The organism is Paraburkholderia ginsengiterrae (genome assembly GCF_001645125.1).
In the GTDB taxonomy this organism is placed as follows: Bacteria; Pseudomonadota; Gammaproteobacteria; order Burkholderiales; family Burkholderiaceae; genus Paraburkholderia; species Paraburkholderia ginsengiterrae.
Genome location: NZ_LXKA01000110.1, coordinates 377,682 through 394,045 on the forward strand (window position 1 = coordinate 377,682; position 16,364 = coordinate 394,045).

The window sequence follows — 16,364 nt, forward strand, 5'->3', positions numbered from 1 at the left end:
CGTGTTCTACGGCCGGAGCAAGACCCCGCGCGCGGCAGGTGCTTCAGCGGTTTGGCCGGGCGCTCGCGATAGAGTGGCACGGCTCGTCGGCACGAAGCCGATGGACGTCAATCGGAGTCCGCACTCATGACCCCGCCGCTCGCACGCTATCGAAGCGCACTCGACACGTACATCGACGCGAAAGACAACACGCGCGCGCAACTTATCCCCGAAGCCTTTGCCGCTGACGCGGTGCTCAGCATCTCACTTGCGACGTCGGCGATTGCTTTCCCGGCGCGTACCATCGGCGCTCAAGCTATCGCGAAGACGCTCGTCACTGATTTTGGCGCTCAGTACACGCGATGCCGCACGTATTACGTGTGCGATTCGCTCGCCGTGCATGACGGCGTGATCGACGCGCTGCCCTGGCTGGTCCTGATGCGCGAGCCGGCGACCGGGGCACTGCGCGTCGGCCACGGTGTGTACACGTGGACGTTCAATGAGACGCCGGCTGTGACGGCGTTTCACATCCATATCGCGCGCATGGACGTCGTACCCGACGCCGATGGTGCGTTGCTCGAGAAGTTGCAAGCGGACATGGCTTATCCGTGGCTCACGCCCGCCGCTTTGCACGCGCGTTTCGCCGCACTCGCTAGCAGCACGCCGGAGTTGGCCTTTGTCGAAGCGTTCAGCCGTCCGGCAGTGGCTGCCAAGTAAAAATCCCTGCTCGCGTAGCCGCGGCGCAGGGATTTTTTTGTTACGCGGCGAGCGCCGCGTGCGGACGGACTACTTGACCGCGCTGACCATGTAGTCGACGGCGGCCTTGACGTCTGCGTCGGAGGCGGTCGAGCCGCCCTTCGGAGGCATGGCGCCCTTGCCGTGCAGCGCGTAGTTGTAGATCGTGTCCATCGGGTCTTTCAGACGCGATGCCCAGGCATCCTTGTCGCCGTATTTCGGCGCGTTCAGTACGCCGGCCGCGTGACAGGCCTGGCAGACCTGTTGATACAGCGCCTTGCCGGCTTGGGACGCGTCCGCGCTCGTTGCGGCGCCCGCTGCCGGTGCGGCCGCTTGCGGCACGCTGGCCAGGGCGGCCACCGCAGCAGCGGCGGCTTGCGCGGCGCCTGCGTCCGAAGCACCCGCCGGCGCCGCCGCAGCAACTGCACCGGAAGCCGCCGCCGCGCCCGCTGCCGGCTGCGCCGGTTCAGGGAAGCTTGCCCCGGAATTGTTCGCCATATAGGTCACGGCGCGAGCGATTTCGAAGTCGCTGTAGTCGTCCGGGCTGGTGCCGCCGCGCGGCGGCATGGCGCCCTTGCCGGTGAGGGCGGTGTGCAGCAGCGTGTCGAAGCCCTGCGCGATGCGCGGCGCCCAGTCGGCGGTATTGGTGAATTTCGGCGCGCCTGCCGCACCCGAGGCGTGGCACGCGGAGCAGACCGCCTTGTAGACCTCTTCGCCGGTCTTGTAGACGCGCGGCGCATTGGCGTCGCGAATGTCGACCTGGGCAAGCGGCTTGATGCGGGCCGTGACTTCGGCTTCGGAGAGTGAGTCGGTGCCGGCGCCGGTGCGAGTCGAGTTATCGACGTAGATCACCAGCAGCACGATGATGACGATCGGGACCGCGAAACTGGCAATGACCGCGGCAATGAGCTGCCCGGGGGTCTTGATAGGGGCTCCGTGTGGTGCTTCGCTCATGCTTGTCTCGTCTCCGTGGGTATGTGAGCGGTACAGCGCGACGGCAACTTCTTGTTCTTTATTCAGCCACGGACGATTATAGACGCAAGCTTTCGGCGGCGGCGAGGGGAGCGGAGAGGTGTTCAGCAGGCGTTTACCCGCATCGGCGGGATGAAACGGAATGTGCGAGATACGGCCTTGAGGGCCGTCCGGTGGACGGTTTGGCTGAAACCGGGTATCCTTGCGGTCTCGCTTTGGCGTCGCATCCGTTCTGGTTGCCGCGCTTTCGTGTTGAAGCGCCCGTAGCTCAATGGATAGAGTACTGCCCTCCGAAGGCAGGGGTTGCTGGTTCGATCCCAGCCGGGCGCGCCATAAAGAGTCATTCTTGCTCAAGGGCTTACGCGTAATGCGCTAAGCCCTTTTGTTTTCTGCGGGCGTCCTTGTATCGTTCCGACACGGGCCGCCCCACTGTCCCGTTCCCAGCATATAAAAAGCACACAGGACTTCGGCACGATGCGCCGCCGACTGCTCCAGCGCACCTGTCCGCATTTATTTCAACAATTCTCAAAATATTTTCAATCAATTGAGAATCCGAAATGCGGTACTTCGTTTGCAGAAAATTCCTAGCATCCCGATTTCCCCTCTTAACTAGCATGCGTAGTTCATGCGGTTTGCACAACGCATGGCTATCTCGGGACGATTTTTATTGCGCCCCGTTTATTTATTGATAAAGGCATAGCGAGTCAATTCACATGCCGTTGTTTTAATTTGCAGGGTCATGTCTAAAATAATTCGGCTGATTTTAACCGCCTCGATGGTTTTACTTTCCAGTCTCGCGCACTCACAAACAGAAACTCCGGTACAACCAGAAGCTCCGCTGCAAGCAGAAGCTCCACTGACCGGCGCAAACCAGTTCGCCGGCCCCTATTTGGGTTTCAAGCTGGGCGTGAATAACTCAGATGCTTCCGGCGTCATGAACAATGCTTCGCATAACACGGTTTTCCCCGGTTTCACAGCGGGATACAACTTCGCTGTCGACAGATTCGTGTTGGGCGCGGAAGTATTTGCCGATTTACATCACGGCTCGACAACCTATAAAGATGGCGGCATCGATGCGAAATTCGGCATGCCATTCAACAAGTTCATGCCTTATGCCCGTGTCGGCGTAACGACAGACTGGCCGAGCGCGCGTTTGCATTGGGGCTTGGGTGTCGAATACAAATTCGCGCGGCACGTGAGCGCGGTGGGCGAGTGGACGACGGACACGAGCAATCTCGACGGCACCAAGAGAACGAACAACAGCTTTACGATCGGTCTTCAGTACCACTTCAAGTAAGCGCCTCGACCCGCGCGTCGCGGTTCAACACTACTTCGTCGGTGCCGCGGCCGCCGCCGCGGTCGCGGTGCTGTCCGGCCTGAACACGGTCTTCCAGTCGTTATTCATATCGACGACGAGCCAGCCCTTCGCGGCGGCCTCGTCCAGCCCCTTGTCGAGCTTGCCGCTCTTCGCTGCGCGATCATACGCATATTCGCGCTCCGCATCCGTGTGATGCACGAGCGCGGCAAGACGCGGGCCGCCGCCCGCCGACGTCCATTCAAGCATGGGCGCGTCGCTATCCGCGTTGCCGAACGCGATCATTGGACGCCGGCCGATCACGCGATCGATGGCGAGCGGTTTGGCCGCACCGTCCACCAGATTGTCGACCTGCGCAAGCCGGGTCAGCGAAACAGCGCCATTGGCCTGGCTGTACCGGTATTTGACCGTGCTGCCGATCACCTGCTCAGGCGGAATGCCGTACATGCGCTGCGCCAGATCGCGGACGAATTCGACATCGCCGCCAGTCACCAGATAGGTCCTGAAGCCATTGGCGCGCAGATACGCGAGCAGTTCGAGCATGGGCTGATAAGCGAGATCGGTATACGGCCGGTTGAAGTGAGGGTCGCTCGCCGAGTCGAACCAGTCGTGCACGAGCGCGGCGAATTGATCGCCGGTCATGCCGGCGTGTGCCGCCGCCAACAGCCGCATCGAGCCGGCGTCGCCGCCTGCCGTCACGTTCTTGAGATTGCCCTTGAGGATGGAGCGGAACGGTTCCTGCCGCTTCCATTCCGGATGCTTGCCCGCCACCGTCTTCACACGCTGCAGCGCGAACACAAGTTGCACAGACGCGGGCTGCTCGGGCCACAGCGTGCCGTCGTTGTCGAACACGGCGATCCGGTCGGCGCGGGGGATGAAGTCCTTGGACTCGGGCGTCGTCACCAGCGTGACGAAGTCGACGATCGACCGTTTGGCCTGGGTGTCATTCCACGACGCCAGCGCCGCAGCCGTCGATGCGCCAGCTTGTGACTCGCTTCCGTTCTGATGCGGCAAAACCGAGCAAGCGGAAACAAGGACAACGGCAAAGGCAATGCAGTACTGGCGCATCGTGCGAATCATAAAAGCCTCATCGAAATCGGTGGGTCGAACGTCAAGCGAGCGCCAGTCTAATCGGCGAGAGCGGTTATTGCAGCCCTCGCAGCGTTATTTCGGCAAGAAGGTCTGATGCATCCGCGCAAAAAAATGCGCACTGGGTAACGCATGCCTCGGCTGCATGCGAAAGCGCCGAGCGGCGGGCGCCTCTTGCGCAACCGCGATCACGAATGTCCCTATGCGCTGAAGTGGTGGCGAAACCCGGCGCTATTCGATCGAGTGTTATGTCTCGCGGCTCGATATGCTCTTTTGCGACCGTGGCCGTCGGTGGGCCCAGGCAGTTTCAGGACTCACTGGCGAAGCAATGCGCACGACTTCTTTCGGAACATCATGAACGTCACCACCTCAGAAGACTTTATCGGAGTTCAGCCCAACCACGCTTTCTCGAAAGCCTTCATTGTGCTGGGCTATCGGGACGGATCGATCTCGACGATCCCCAACAACTTCTTTCGCAACTGGATGGACGAGGAAGCGACCGTCGGCACCTTCGTGATTGGCAAGTGCTCGGGTTTGGGCGTCGGTTCGATTGCCAAATATGATGCGGGGCTGCAGAAACTGGTCGTCGGCAAATTCGTCGCCGGCGGTTTGCGAGTGAAGTTCCTGCTCAATGGACAGCACGACATGCGCACCATTTCAATGTCGATGATGAGCGTGTTCGGCAGCGAGATGACGAATGCGCCGCCGCCGCAGTACGGCGACATGGTCATCGGCAACGACGTGTGGATCGGTGACGAAGCGATGTTTCTGGGCGGCTCCACCGTTGCGGACGGCTGCGTTATCGGAGCGCGAACGTTGGTGCCGTCCAATTTCAAAAGCGAACCCTACGGCATCTATGTGGGTTCTCCGGCGCGCCTCGTTCGGTTCCGGTTCTCCGAGCGCATTCGTGAGAAGCTGGTTGAACTTGCATGGTGGGACATGCCGCTGTCGTGGATCCGGAAACACAACGACCTGTTCCTTGCTGACCTGACGGCAGATGAAGGGCGGTCGATCGAAATCCTGACCGAGTTGCTGCGCTCAAAAAGAGCGGCGTTCGAGGCGGCCGCGACGGTGAAGGCCTGATACGTTGACACGCAGCATAGCGGGGCGCGTTGCCCCGCTATGCTGCGCTTGAACAGCGCGAGACCAGCTAGTCCAGTTAAAGATACTTGTCGCCAGGCAGACGATCGCGGACCTTCTTCGCGGGGGTTCCGTACACGACCGAAAAAGCCTCCACAGCGTTGAGAACGGTCGACCCGGCGCCCACCACGCTGTGTTCGCCGATCACGATGCCATGACGCAACACGGCACCGATACTCACGGCCGCGTGACCGCCGATATGGCAATTGCCGCCGGTGGTCACACCTGGCGCCAGGCTCGAAAAATCATCCATCACGCCATCGTGATCGAGCGAGGCCCGCGTGTTGACAATGCAGCCGCGTCCGATGTGGCAGGATGGATTGATCACCGCGCCCGCCATGACAACTGTCCCGGCACCAAGCTTTGTTCCTTTGCCGATGCTGGCCGCCGGATGCACCGCGCTGACCAGCGGCAATGATGGACAGAGATCGGTCACGTTGGCGGCGACTTTCGCGCGCACGCTGTTGTCGCCAATCGCGACGATCACGCCCTTCAGCTCGTGTTCGCTGACAAGGGCTGCAAGATCGGACTCACCGCCAAGAACCGGATAACCCAGGGTCATTTCGCCGGGAGTCCGAAACGCATCGATGAGGCCCACGATCCGGTATAGCCCCTGCCGTTCGACGATGTCGATCACGACCTTGGCGTGTCCGGACGACCCCACGAGCACGATGTTTTGCATTACATGCGTTCCGCTAGACGATCGTCCGCGCTGAACTGACGCCGGAGATGAAGCTCACAATGCGTTCAACCTGCACCGGATTCAGATCGGGATAGATCGGCAGGCACAAGATACGTTTCGACGCCGCGCTCGCCGCGCTCAGATTGTCCTTGTTCGCCGACGGCAGTCCGCGATACATCGGAAATTCGGAAATCAGCGGGTAGAAGTAGCGACGCGCATAGATATCGTGTTGCTTCAGGTGGTCATACAGCGCATCACGGCTGATCGGAAAATCGTCTTCGACCTGCACGGGGAAGTAAGCGTAATTCGCCACTTTTTCGCCGGAGTCCAGCAGGCAGCGGATACCGGGCACGTTGGCCAGCAACTCGCGATACTGCGCATCGATCGCCTTGCGTTTCGCGAGCGCCTTGTCGACGTGCTGCAGTTGCAGCAGCCCGAACGCGGCATTGATTTCGCTCATCTTGCCGTTGATGCCTGCCGCCACGACGGTCACTTCATCCACGAAACCGAAGTTCTTCAAATGGTCGATGCGCTGCTTCGTCTTCGCATCCGGACAGATGATCGCGCCGCCTTCGAAGGTGTTGAAGACCTTGGTGGCGTGGAAGCTGACGATCGACAGATCGCCGTGCTTGAGCACGCTGCCGTCTTCGGTCTGCACGCCGAACGCGTGCGCGGCGTCGTAAATGACCTTGAGGTTGTAGTTATCGGCGATTTTCTGGATCGCCTTCACATCGCACGGATGGCCGTAGCAGTGCACCGGCATGATGGCCGTGGTTTGCGGCGTGATAGCCGCCTCGATCTTCTGCGGATCGAGATTGAGCGTGTTCGGATCCACGTCCACGAAGACCGGTTTGATGCCGTTCCAGAGCAGCGAATGAGCGGTCGCGGCAAACGAATACGGCGTGGTAATGACTTCGCCGTTGATGCGCAGCGCCTGCAGCGCGGTCACGAGGGCCAGCGTGCCGTTGGTGAACAGCGCGAGATGCTCGACGCCGAGATATTCGCACAGCGCCTTTTCGAGTTGCTGATGGAACGGTCCGCCGTTCGTCAGGATTTTGCTGGTCCAGATCTTTTCGAGGTACGGGAGGAACTCAGCCAGCGGCGGCAGATGCGGCTGAGTCACATAGATGCGTTCGTCGTCCAGCGACGCGATCGCACGAAGAGGAGCGCTAGAGCCCATGGTTTCCTCGCTACTGTTTATTACTTAGTCCGGGTCGCGGATGAGCGCGGTCTGCGCGTCGTCCGTGCTGATAGCTGCCGGAGGGAGACCGTCGCACCAGCGCTGCCACATTGTCCGAAATGCTCTGGAGAGGCTTTTGGCGACTACGTCCGGTTGAAATGGCGCCGACTGCATGCAGCGCTCGCGCAGTGACGTGCGAATGCTGGCGAGTGCAGGGATGTCGGAGGCGATCTTGATGCCCTTCGCGACGAAGTCGTCCGCATCTTCGGCCGCGAAGGCGTCGAGACCCGAATGGGCGAGCCACGCCATTGCCGCGCGGCTCGCCATAGTTTTGCCGGCGATCGTCAGCGTCGGCACGCCCATCCACAGCGAGTTCAGAACGGTCGTCGAACCGGTGTAGGGGAACGTGTCGAGGCAGAGGTCGACCTGAAAGTGCTGCTGCAGGTAGACCTCCGCGCGGGAGCGCGAACGGAAACTCAGGCGGTCCCGCGAAATACCTTCGTTGACGAACCAGCTGATGAGATTGTCATCGCCCTCGTCGCCGGTCATCGAACCGAGCACCATGCGGGAAGTGGGCAACGCGCGAAGCAGGCGTGCCCATACGGCGATCACGTCGGGGCGCAGCTTGTTCAACCGGTTGAAGCTGCCGAACGTGATGTAACCGTTGTGCATGGCCGGCAGGATATTGACCGGCGGCGCATTCTTTTCCGGGTGGAATGGCCCGATGGAGGCCAGGTGGACGAGTTTCTCGGAGAACTGCTTCTCGATGTCGCCGAACGGCGTAAAGAAGCGGTCGCTGAGATAGTAGTCCATCGCGTCGAGGCCGGTCGTCGCCGGGTAACCGATCCAGCTGGCCTGAATCGGCGCGGGTTTGCGCGCGAATGCTTGCAGCCGGTTGCGGCCGGTATGCCCGCTCATGTCGATCAGGATATCGATCTTGTCGTCGCGAACCTTGGCGACGAATTGCTCGTCTCGCATGCCGGAGATTCGGGTCCACTGGTGCGCGTGGCTGGATAGCAATTGCGTGTAGCCGTCGTCCTGCACGTGGTTGTAGTAGACGTGGAGCTGCAGGCTCTCGTCGTTTGCGAGCGGCTCCATTATCGGGAGCAGGTAGGATGCGACAGCGTGCCGGAACAAGTCGCCGGAGACGATACCGATTTTCAGCTGGCGATTGGGCGCGCGGCTATTCGTGTGATGCGGCTTCGGCAAGCGCAGCGAGCCTTCATGAATCTTCGCAAACTGGCGATGCTCGGCGTAAATCTTCTCTGGAGCGATGTGCGGGTTGTGCGCGATGGCGAAGAGCAGATTGCTGCGCGTCGGGGCATTCTTGGGATCGAGTTCGAGCGCGCGCCGGAAGCACTGTTCGGCTTCTTCGGTGGCGCCGGCGTCGAGCAGCACGACGCCGAGCGTGCTATGCGCCTCCGCATAGTCGGGCGAGAGTTCGGTAGCACGACGGCACCCGGCGACCCCTTCACTGATGCGGCCCAGGCTGGCGAGCACCATGCCGAGGATACGATGGCCTTCGGAGTGGTCCGGATGCAGTTCGAGCAGTTTTCTGCACTCGACTTCCGCCTCGGCGTTCTTACCTAGCAGACGCAGCAGATCGGACAGTCCTTTGCGCACCTCGGAATCGTCGGCGCCAAACTTGATGGCGTTCCTGAAGGGCTGCTCAGACTCGCTGTATTGACCGGCCTGATGGAGCGCGATGGCGAGACAGCGCCAGGCGAGTCCGTTCGACGGATAACGTTCGCTCATGCTGCGCGCGAGCTTGAGCGCATCCGCGGAGTGGCCCTTGGCGAAGAGCGTGTTGAAGCGGGCTATTTCCTGCGGGGTGGGGCGGCGTGTATCGAGCGCCGCCGTCGCGGCGTCCGCGGTGTCCCGCTCGGTCGAAATGACCACCGTCGCGGTAGGTTCCGGTGTCTTGACGGCCGGCGCGACCGCGGCGGTGGCGAAGCCGGCACCGCCGTACGACATCCGCGTAATCAGTCCGTTGACTGCCGGCCCTTTCAAGCCACGTTGCTGTCCCATTTCCAGCGCCAGCCAGGCCGCCTGCATCTGGCCCGCGTCGATCAACGCGCTGATGTAGGCCACCCAGAATTGACCGTTGTTCTGCGCGGCGCCGAGCGCGGTTTCGAAGTGTGGCAGGGCGTCGGCGGGACGGCCGTTCTGCGTGTACAGCACGCCGAGGTTGTACTGCACGTCGGTGTGGCCGGGTTTGGCGTCGAGAATCGCCTTGTAGAGCGCTTCGGCGTCGTCGAGCTCGCCCTTGTGGTGATGGTCCAGCGCGGTCTGCAAAACCAGAGCGATGTCCTGCTCGAACTGTTGCTCGGGCGTCAAGGGTTCGGCGGTCGGCGCTTCGTGCAGGAGAGTCATGGTGTCGGCACAGTAAGGTCTATGGTGGAAATTGTGCGACGGGCAGGGCGTTTCCGATGCGCGGAGATGACGGTGAAAAAGCCGCCTGTTTAGCGTATGGGGAGGGGGCCGGAAAGCCGGAAACAAGAAAAAAGCCCGCGCGAGGCGGGCTGAGGGAACGAGCGCGCCCTACGTCGGCGCGTACTTCTTATTGTTGGGTCAAGCGGAGCGTTTTAGCCGGCCAGACTTCCGCCATGACGGCGCTGGGCTGGCTGCGCCGCTTACATTCGGGCCATGCGCTGATATTCTCCAGCGGCCTTGGTGCGTCCAATTGCTGCTTCGAATTCGATGTGCAACTCGGTTTGGGTCGTCGCGGCATCCGCGAGCAGCGCCGCGTCGGCGGCCTGGATCTGACGGATCAGGTCGAGCGCGGCCGGCTCCTGATCCGCCGTCAGCGACATCAGCAGCGGGGAGCGCGCCTCGGTCAGGCGGGCCGCTTCCGGCCAGTCGGCAAGCGATGCCGCCTGCTCGATGTCCCGTGTCATCGACAGCACGCGTTCAACCAGTTCGGTCTGGGTCATACCGGTCGAGTCCATTGGCTTAGCCCTTATTGGTAGCTAGCGCGCCGGCGCTGTTCGTGCCGCCGAACAGGGCGGTCAGGTACTGCGAATTGTTGTTCATCGTCGCCATCAGCGTGTTCAGGGCGGTGAATTGCGCCTGATACTGGCTCGTCAATTGCGCCGTGTAGTCGGCGAGCGCGCTTTGCTGCGTGGTGATGCTTTTCAGGTCGGCGTTCAGCGCGCTGTTGCGCGTGTCGATGATGCCGCCGGTCTGCGTGAAGGTGGTAATGCTGCTGTTCAACTGCTCGGCGATGCCGTTGGTCGAGTTGAACAGCTTGGCGACCGTCGCCGGGCTGGCCGTCAGTGCGGTGGTCAGCGTGCTGCTGTTGACGACCATGGTGCCGTCCGCGGGATCGTCCTTCAGAGTGATGCCGATCGCCGCCAGCGTGGTGCCCGTCGGGCCCGCGCCGACCGAGCCGCCGACGATGGTGGCCAGCGTGTTCTGGATCGTCTGCAGCGTCGAGTCGCCCAGCAGCGGACCTTGCGAGGTGGACGACGAGTTGAACGAGGTGAGCGTGGCCATCGTCGTGACGACGGTGTTGTAGAGGCTCACGAAATTGTTGATCGCGGCGCTCTGTGACGAAGTGTCAGCCGCAATGTTCAGCGTTTGCGTGGTGCCCGCTGCCGCCGCCGTCAGGTTCATCGTGACGCCCGAAATGGCGGTCGTCACGGAGTTGGTCGAGCTGCTGGCCGCGATCCCGCCCACGGTGAATTCCGCGTCCTGGGCGAAGCCGCTTTGCGTCCACGCGCTGCTCGAATTCGCCGAGGTGATCGACGACTGGCCGCCAGTGGTGCTCGCGGTCGAAGTCACACCGAGGCTCGACAGGCCGTTGTCCGTGGTGACGTTGCTAGTGCTGACGTTGATGACGTTGGCCGCGCCCGTGTTGGCCCCGCGCAGCACGAGGTGAGCGCCGTCAGTGCCGGTCACGATGGTCGCCGTGACACCCGGATTGCCGGTGCCGCCGTTGATTGCGGCCGCGATTCCCGAGAGCGTGTTATTGGTGCTGTCGACGTTGATGTTCATCGACTTGCCGCCGAGCGAGATCGTCAGCGTGCCCGTGCCCAGTTGCGTGGTGGCGCCGAACGCCGCCGACGACAAAGCCTGCGAGCTTGCGATCTGCGTCACCGCCACCGAGTAGCTGCCGGCCACCGCACCCGCGCCTGCAGTCGCCGTCAGGCCGGTACCACTCGTGGTTGCCGCGAAAGTCGACAGCGTCGCGCCGTTGGCGAGGTTCGTGATGCCCGACTGCAGCGCGCTCAACGCCGAGCTTAGTGCACCGTAGGCGGACAGGGTGGTGCTGTCTTTCGTCTGTTGCGCCGCCAGAGCCGCGGTTTGTCCTGCGGTCTTCGCGTTCACAAGGGCTGTGACGAGCGACGACACGTCCATCGACGAATTGCCGGTCGAGCCGCTGATGATCGATTGCGCGGCCGATTGCAGCGCGGAATTGGCCGACGCGGTAGAAGACGTGGTTGAGATCGAGGACATTCAGAGGCTCCGGGCGTCTGGAAATCTGTATTGGGTGGTGCGCGATGCTACATCACATCATGATGGGAATGCACAGCGGGAGGCGAGCCTCCCGTTGTCTTGAATCTCAGGGAGGTGCCGCACTTGTCGCGCGGCGCCTCCCTGTTACTGCGTCAGCTCTTACTGCAGGAGCTTCAGAACTTGCTGCGGGTTCGAGTTAGCTTGCGCCAACACCGAGATACCAGCTTGCTGCAGCACTTGCGCCTTGCTCAGGTTCGCCGTTTCTTGTGCGAAGTTGGCGTCCGTGATTTGCGACTGTGCCGACGACAGGTCGGTCGACTCTGCTTGCTGCGCCGTTGCGATTGCCGTGAAGCGGTTTTGCGCGGCGCCGAGCGATGCTTGCAGGTTGTTCACTGTCTGCAGTGCGTTGTCGATCGAGACCAATGCCTGGTTCGCGCCGGTGACCGTGCTGATGTCGAGGCCCGAAACCGTCGGCGGTGCGTTGATTGCGTTGATCTGTGCAACTGCCGAAACCTGAGCAGCGGAACCTGCGCCTGCCGTGGTCGTTGCAGCGGCCTGGAGTGCGATGTTCGTGATCGCGGTGCCCGTACCTGCCGTTGCGTTTGCGCCGAAGATTGCAGCGCCGACGGTTGCAGCGAGTGCCTGGTTGTTCTGGTCGGTGAAGGTGTAGCCGCCCTTGCCGTCCGACAGCACGTTGATCTGCGTGATTGCCGGGCTGGAAGCCGTCGTGTAAACACCCGCCGCGTCCGTGCTGAGCGAAACCGAGCCGACCGTTTGACCCGTTTGCACCAGGCCGCCACCGATCTTCGCTGCCGACATCGACTGGCTCAGGTTCAGGCTGATGGTCTGGCCAACGTTCGCGCCGACCTGGAACGTCACGCTGCCTGCCGAGCCGTCCAGAATGTTCGTGCCGTTGTACGTCGTTTGCGACGCGATACGGTTCACTTCCGAGATCTGTGCCGAAACTTCCTTCTGCAGTGCTGCCTGGTCGCTCGACGACAGCGTGCCCGTCGATGCTTGCACGGACAGCTGGCGAATACGTTGCAGGCTCGAGGTCAGCGAGGACAGTGCGCTCGATGCCGTTTGAATCATCGACACGCCGTCGTTCGCGTTCGACACGCCTTGGTTCAGGCCGTTGATCTGCGTTTGCATACGGGTCGAGATTGCCAGACCTGCTGCATCGTCAGCCGCGCTGTTGATGCGCTTGCCCGAGGACAGGCGCGTGATGGCTTGCGAGAGGGCGCTTTGCGAGCCATTGAGGTTTTGCTGTGCAACCAGCGAGTTGATGTTGCTATTGATTCCGAGCATGAAAATCTCCTAAATAAGCCTTGAGCCCAATACGCCACGTTGGCATCGGCGGAAAGCACTCGTTCATTGCTGGCCGCCTCAGTGAAGGTTGACGGCGTCCCTAAAAAAAACTTGAGGGACTTTATGCAATGGCGACCCAATTCTTTTCCAGGCCACGCGGCGCGCCACATTGCCGGGAACCGCCCGCAGCCATGATTGGCGGACTCGCTGCGGCTAATGAAAAGGCGGCGTATTCTGTTTTACTGCTGTAACAAACGCTGGAGAAATCATGCAAAAACGCCGCATTGGACGTTCTGAATTGCAGGTCGCGCCGCTTATGTTCGGTGGCAATGTTTTCGGCTGGACGGCCGATGAAGCCACCTCGTTTTCTATTCTTGATGCATTTGTCGATGCAGGTCTCGACTTTGTCGATACCGCCGATGTCTATTCCGCGTGGGTGCCCGGCAACCAGGGCGGCGAGTCGGAAACGATCATCGGCAAGTGGTTCCGCCAGAGCGGCAAACGCGACAAGATCGTGCTCGCCACCAAGGTGTCGAAGCATCCGCAGCGCAAGGGGTTGTCCGCGGCCAATATCCAGGCCGCGGTGGAAGACTCGCTGCGGCGCTTGCAAACCGATTACATCGACGTCTACTTTTCTCACGACGACGACACGGAGACGCCGCTTGAGGAAACGCTGGGCGCATATCAGAAGCTGATCGAGGCGGGCAAGGTGCGGGTGATCGGCGCGTCGAACTACAGCGGTGCGCGTATCGAGGAAGCGCTCGCCGTGTCGCGTCAGCACGGGCTGCCCGAATATCAGCTGCTGCAGCCGGAATACAACCTGTATGATCGCGCGGAATATGAGCGTGACACCGAACCGGTGGCGCTGGCCAATCACCTCGGCGTGGTGGTGTACTACAGTCTGGCTAGCGGTTTTCTGTCCGGTAAGTACCGCTCGCAGGCGGATCTGGCCAATAAGGCGCGCGGCAGCCGGGTAGAAAAGTATCTGAACGAACGCGGTTTGCGAATTCTGGGCGCGCTCGACCGGGTTGCCGAACAGCATGCGAGCACGCCGGCCACCGTCGCGCTGGCATGGTTGATTGCGCGACCCAGTGTTACGGCCCCTATTGCCAGTGCAACCTCAGTAGGCCAGCTCGAAAGCCTCGCGGCCGCTGTCCACCTGATGCTGACTGGAACCGATATCCGTGAACTGGACAAAGCGAGCGCCGCCTGAACGGGCGGGCGGCCTGGCGCAATCGCTAAACCCCTGGTAGCATGGAGAGTTTCCTGATATCATCGGGAGTGAATTGAGATCTTTGCCTGTTTCGTCAGTGTTTTTCATTGATGAAAGGTTGGCGAAACGGCAACAGACGCGGCATTTGCGTTACGTCTGTCCGCGTTCCGCGGTGAACTCCCCACCTCTCTTTTCCGGCCTCCGTGGCCGCTTTGCCTCTCGTTTCATTCGTGGTTTGGCCGGGTTCCACCCGCGTTTGCCTGTTACTGGCCATGAATCGAAACGACCGGAGGGCCGGCGCGTGAGCGGTCTGCCGCCACGCAATTAACCCGTATCAAGTGATTGAGTTAGGAATTACATGACGACGATTCTTCTGAAGGAAAACGAGCCGTTCGAAGTGGCAATTCGCCGCTTTCGTCGCGCAATCGAAAAGAATGGCCTGATCGCTGAACTGCGTGAGCGCCAATCGTACGAAAAGCCGACCACGGCACGTAAGCGTAAGAAGGCAGCTGCTGTGAAGCGCCTGCACAAGCGCCTGCGCAGCCAGATGCTGCCGAAGAAGCTGCACTAAGCACGCTTTTTCCGCACGGCCGAACGGCGGTGTGAGCTTCGAAAGAAGCCACATCGCCGTTTTGCTTTTTGGGGTTCGTTGATGCGTTTGGGTCAGCGCGGGGTCAGGCGGATCCGGGTGCCATGAGGCGCGGAGCGTGCGAGGGCCGGACCGCAGGTGCCAGTGTGGTGCCGCGTAAGCCGCGCCGCAGACCTGATGGGTTATGCCGCGCTCTTCAGGCTGTCAGCGGAGAGGTTGAACTGCCGCGCGATCGACCCCAAGCGCTCGCGCCATTCCCAGGTGCCGAACACGTCGTGCACGTTTTGCAGACAGCTGAGCAACTCGACGGTGCTCGGGTCATACACATTGATGCGCGAGCGCAGCAGCGCTTTCTTCAAGGCGGACAGGCCCACGTCCATATACGCCGGCACTTCCGCGGGAGGTTTGCCGATAAAGCGCGCCGGGATGCCTTCCATCGCCGTCATATAGTCGCGTGGCTTGATGAAGCTGCCGACCGGGCAGCCGCCGCAGTAGCCCCGATAAGCCCCACCGCCGCGCGGCAGCAATGCTGCGCGCTTCTGGCTGAACAGGTGGCTCACGGCCTGATCGAAAATGTCCTGATGCGTCAGGAAGCTAAGCGTTTTCATGGTTGGTCTCTCGCGCGGTCAGCAGCGGTTATTCATTGTTAGAGCGGATGACGAGCAGTATCGGGCGCATGCCGTTTTACGAAGCTCGGACTAGCGCGGAGAAAAACGCCCAATTCCCGGCTTTGGCGGGTCCCGTGGTGCATTCCGCGCAAGCTCCGTCGGCCGCCGCAGCGCTCATAACCGTATAACGGCCGCCGTGGGCCGGAACCGCAGTTGAGCTGTTGACGTATGGGCATACCGGGCGGGCTCAGGATGGCCCGCGTACCGTCTCCCCACCGCGCCGGCCTTGTGCCACAAGGCGCGAGGCCGTATGTGCGCTGCGCCACTCGGAAGTTTCCCGGAGCCGCTTCCCTTGTTTAGAACAGCGGCACTAAGCGCAGGCGGTTCGCCGGGGCTTTCACCGCTGCAGCGTCAACCAGCTTTGCGATTACGCCCTTTCTTGCCGAGCGCCGCGCATCGCGCGCGGCACATGCAGCCCGCCTCGTGATCGTTCACCATGCCTACTGCTTGCATGAACGCGTAACAGATCGTCGAGCCGACGAACTTGCAACCATAGCGCTTCAGCCCCTTGCTTAGCGCGTCCGAGATCTCGGTCGAGGCAGGCGCCTGCTTGTAAGAGGCCCAATCGTTCTGGATCGGCGTCTGGTCGACGAACGACCAGACGAAGTTGGCGAGCGACCCGTGCTCGACCTGAATCTGCTGGACGGCGCGAGCGTTGGTAATCGCCGCCTCGATCTTGCCGCGATGACGCACGATACTCTCATCCGTCACGAGCGCCTCCACGTGTTTGGGCGTAAAGCGCGCCACCTTGTCGATCTCGAAGTCGGCAAATGCCCGGCGATAGCCGGCCCGCTTGTTGAGAATGGTCGACCAGGACAAACCCGCCTGCGCGCCTTCCAGTACGAGCATCTCGAACAGATGGCGGTCGTCGCGCGAGGGTACGCCCCACTCCGTGTCGTGATAGTGTGCGAGCGCTTCGCTCGATACCCAGTTGCACCGCTGTGTCACTGTCGCGCTCCTGCGTTGTGAAGTCGTCCGCCAGCATAGCCGATGCGGCGCGCACCGCAAGCTGGCCGTTCGGCCGATTGCCGGATCG

At 61.6% G+C, this 16,364-nt stretch carries 15 protein-coding genes and 1 tRNA gene; 6 read left to right on the forward strand and 10 right to left on the reverse strand.

Translation table 11 applies throughout. From position 1 onward, the window contains the following. Window positions 1-126: 126 nt before the first annotated feature. Entirely contained in the window at window positions 127-696 is a 570-nt protein-coding gene (locus A6V37_RS09765; RefSeq protein WP_064267047.1) for a hypothetical protein, read from the forward strand. A 69-nt stretch (window positions 697-765) separates the two neighbouring features. Here A6V37_RS09765 and A6V37_RS09770 read toward each other — a convergent pair whose 3' ends face one another. Further along, the gene (locus A6V37_RS09770) at window positions 766-1,668 is read right to left on the reverse strand and encodes a c-type cytochrome (protein ID WP_064267048.1); all 903 of its coding nucleotides are present in this window, start codon (window positions 1,666-1,668) and stop codon (window positions 766-768) included. Between the two features lie 275 nt (window positions 1,669-1,943). On the opposite strand from A6V37_RS09770, the gene A6V37_RS09775 reads away from it, so the two are divergent. Together A6V37_RS09775 and A6V37_RS09780 are read left to right on the forward strand one after the other, a co-directional pair. Next, window positions 1,944-2,019: transfer RNA gene (locus A6V37_RS09775), tRNA-Arg, on the forward strand. A gap of 406 nt (window positions 2,020-2,425) precedes the next feature. Then, the gene (locus A6V37_RS09780) at window positions 2,426-2,983 is read left to right on the forward strand and encodes an outer membrane protein (RefSeq protein ID WP_064267049.1); all 558 of its coding nucleotides are present in this window, start codon (window positions 2,426-2,428) and stop codon (window positions 2,981-2,983) included. Between the two features lie 30 nt (window positions 2,984-3,013). Here A6V37_RS09780 and A6V37_RS09785 read toward each other — a convergent pair whose 3' ends face one another. Further along, entirely contained in the window at window positions 3,014-4,081 is a 1,068-nt protein-coding gene (locus A6V37_RS09785; RefSeq protein ID WP_064267050.1) for an HAD family hydrolase, read from the reverse strand. A gap of 363 nt (window positions 4,082-4,444) precedes the next feature. Between A6V37_RS09785 and A6V37_RS09790 the strand changes: the two genes are divergently transcribed. Further along, window positions 4,445-5,173 (forward strand): LbetaH domain-containing protein, encoded by a 729-nt coding sequence (locus A6V37_RS09790; protein WP_064267051.1) that lies wholly within the window; start codon window positions 4,445-4,447, stop codon window positions 5,171-5,173. Window positions 5,174-5,249: 76 nt separating this feature from the next. On the opposite strand, the gene A6V37_RS09795 is transcribed toward A6V37_RS09790, so the two are convergent. The 6 genes from A6V37_RS09795 to A6V37_RS09820 form a co-directional block, all read right to left on the reverse strand. Beyond that, a complete protein-coding gene (locus A6V37_RS09795; protein ID WP_064267052.1) occupies window positions 5,250-5,912 on the reverse strand; it encodes an acetyltransferase in 663 nt (220 codons plus the stop codon). 13 nt (window positions 5,913-5,925) lie between these two features. Next, on the reverse strand, window positions 5,926-7,092 hold the full coding sequence (vioA, locus tag A6V37_RS09800; protein ID WP_064267053.1) for a dTDP-4-amino-4,6-dideoxy-D-glucose aminotransferase VioA: 1,167 nt from the start codon (window positions 7,090-7,092) through the stop codon (window positions 5,926-5,928). 24 nt (window positions 7,093-7,116) lie between these two features. Next, window positions 7,117-9,456: a tetratricopeptide repeat protein gene (locus tag A6V37_RS09805; RefSeq protein ID WP_064285958.1), complete on the reverse strand. Its 2,340-nt coding sequence runs from the start codon at window positions 9,454-9,456 to the stop codon at window positions 7,117-7,119. 269 nt (window positions 9,457-9,725) lie between these two features. Continuing rightward, complete coding sequence (gene fliT / locus A6V37_RS09810; protein ID WP_423213105.1) at window positions 9,726-10,025, reverse strand: flagellar protein FliT; 300 nt, start codon at window positions 10,023-10,025, stop codon at window positions 9,726-9,728. A 19-nt stretch (window positions 10,026-10,044) separates the two neighbouring features. Then, the gene (gene fliD, locus A6V37_RS09815; RefSeq protein WP_064267055.1) at window positions 10,045-11,550 is read right to left on the reverse strand and encodes a flagellar filament capping protein FliD; all 1,506 of its coding nucleotides are present in this window, start codon (window positions 11,548-11,550) and stop codon (window positions 10,045-10,047) included. Window positions 11,551-11,709: 159 nt separating this feature from the next. Beyond that, window positions 11,710-12,858, reverse strand: a complete 1,149-nt coding sequence (locus A6V37_RS09820; protein WP_064267056.1) for a flagellin — start codon at window positions 12,856-12,858, stop codon at window positions 11,710-11,712. A 268-nt stretch (window positions 12,859-13,126) separates the two neighbouring features. Between A6V37_RS09820 and A6V37_RS09825 the strand changes: the two genes are divergently transcribed. Together A6V37_RS09825 and rpsU are read left to right on the forward strand one after the other, a co-directional pair. Beyond that, a complete protein-coding gene (locus A6V37_RS09825; protein ID WP_064267057.1) occupies window positions 13,127-14,071 on the forward strand; it encodes an aldo/keto reductase in 945 nt (314 codons plus the stop codon). Window positions 14,072-14,429: 358 nt separating this feature from the next. Next, window positions 14,430-14,642: a 30S ribosomal protein S21 gene (rpsU, locus tag A6V37_RS09830; RefSeq protein ID WP_006050883.1), complete on the forward strand. Its 213-nt coding sequence runs from the start codon at window positions 14,430-14,432 to the stop codon at window positions 14,640-14,642. A gap of 200 nt (window positions 14,643-14,842) precedes the next feature. On the opposite strand, the gene A6V37_RS09835 is transcribed toward rpsU, so the two are convergent. Both A6V37_RS09835 and A6V37_RS09840 read right to left on the reverse strand, forming a co-directional pair. After that, window positions 14,843-15,268, reverse strand: a complete 426-nt coding sequence (locus A6V37_RS09835; RefSeq protein ID WP_064267058.1) for a hypothetical protein — start codon at window positions 15,266-15,268, stop codon at window positions 14,843-14,845. Window positions 15,269-15,679: 411 nt separating this feature from the next. After that, a complete protein-coding gene (locus tag A6V37_RS09840) occupies window positions 15,680-16,276 on the reverse strand; it encodes a DNA-3-methyladenine glycosylase I (RefSeq protein WP_064267059.1) in 597 nt (198 codons plus the stop codon). Window positions 16,277-16,364: the final 88 nt, after the last annotated feature.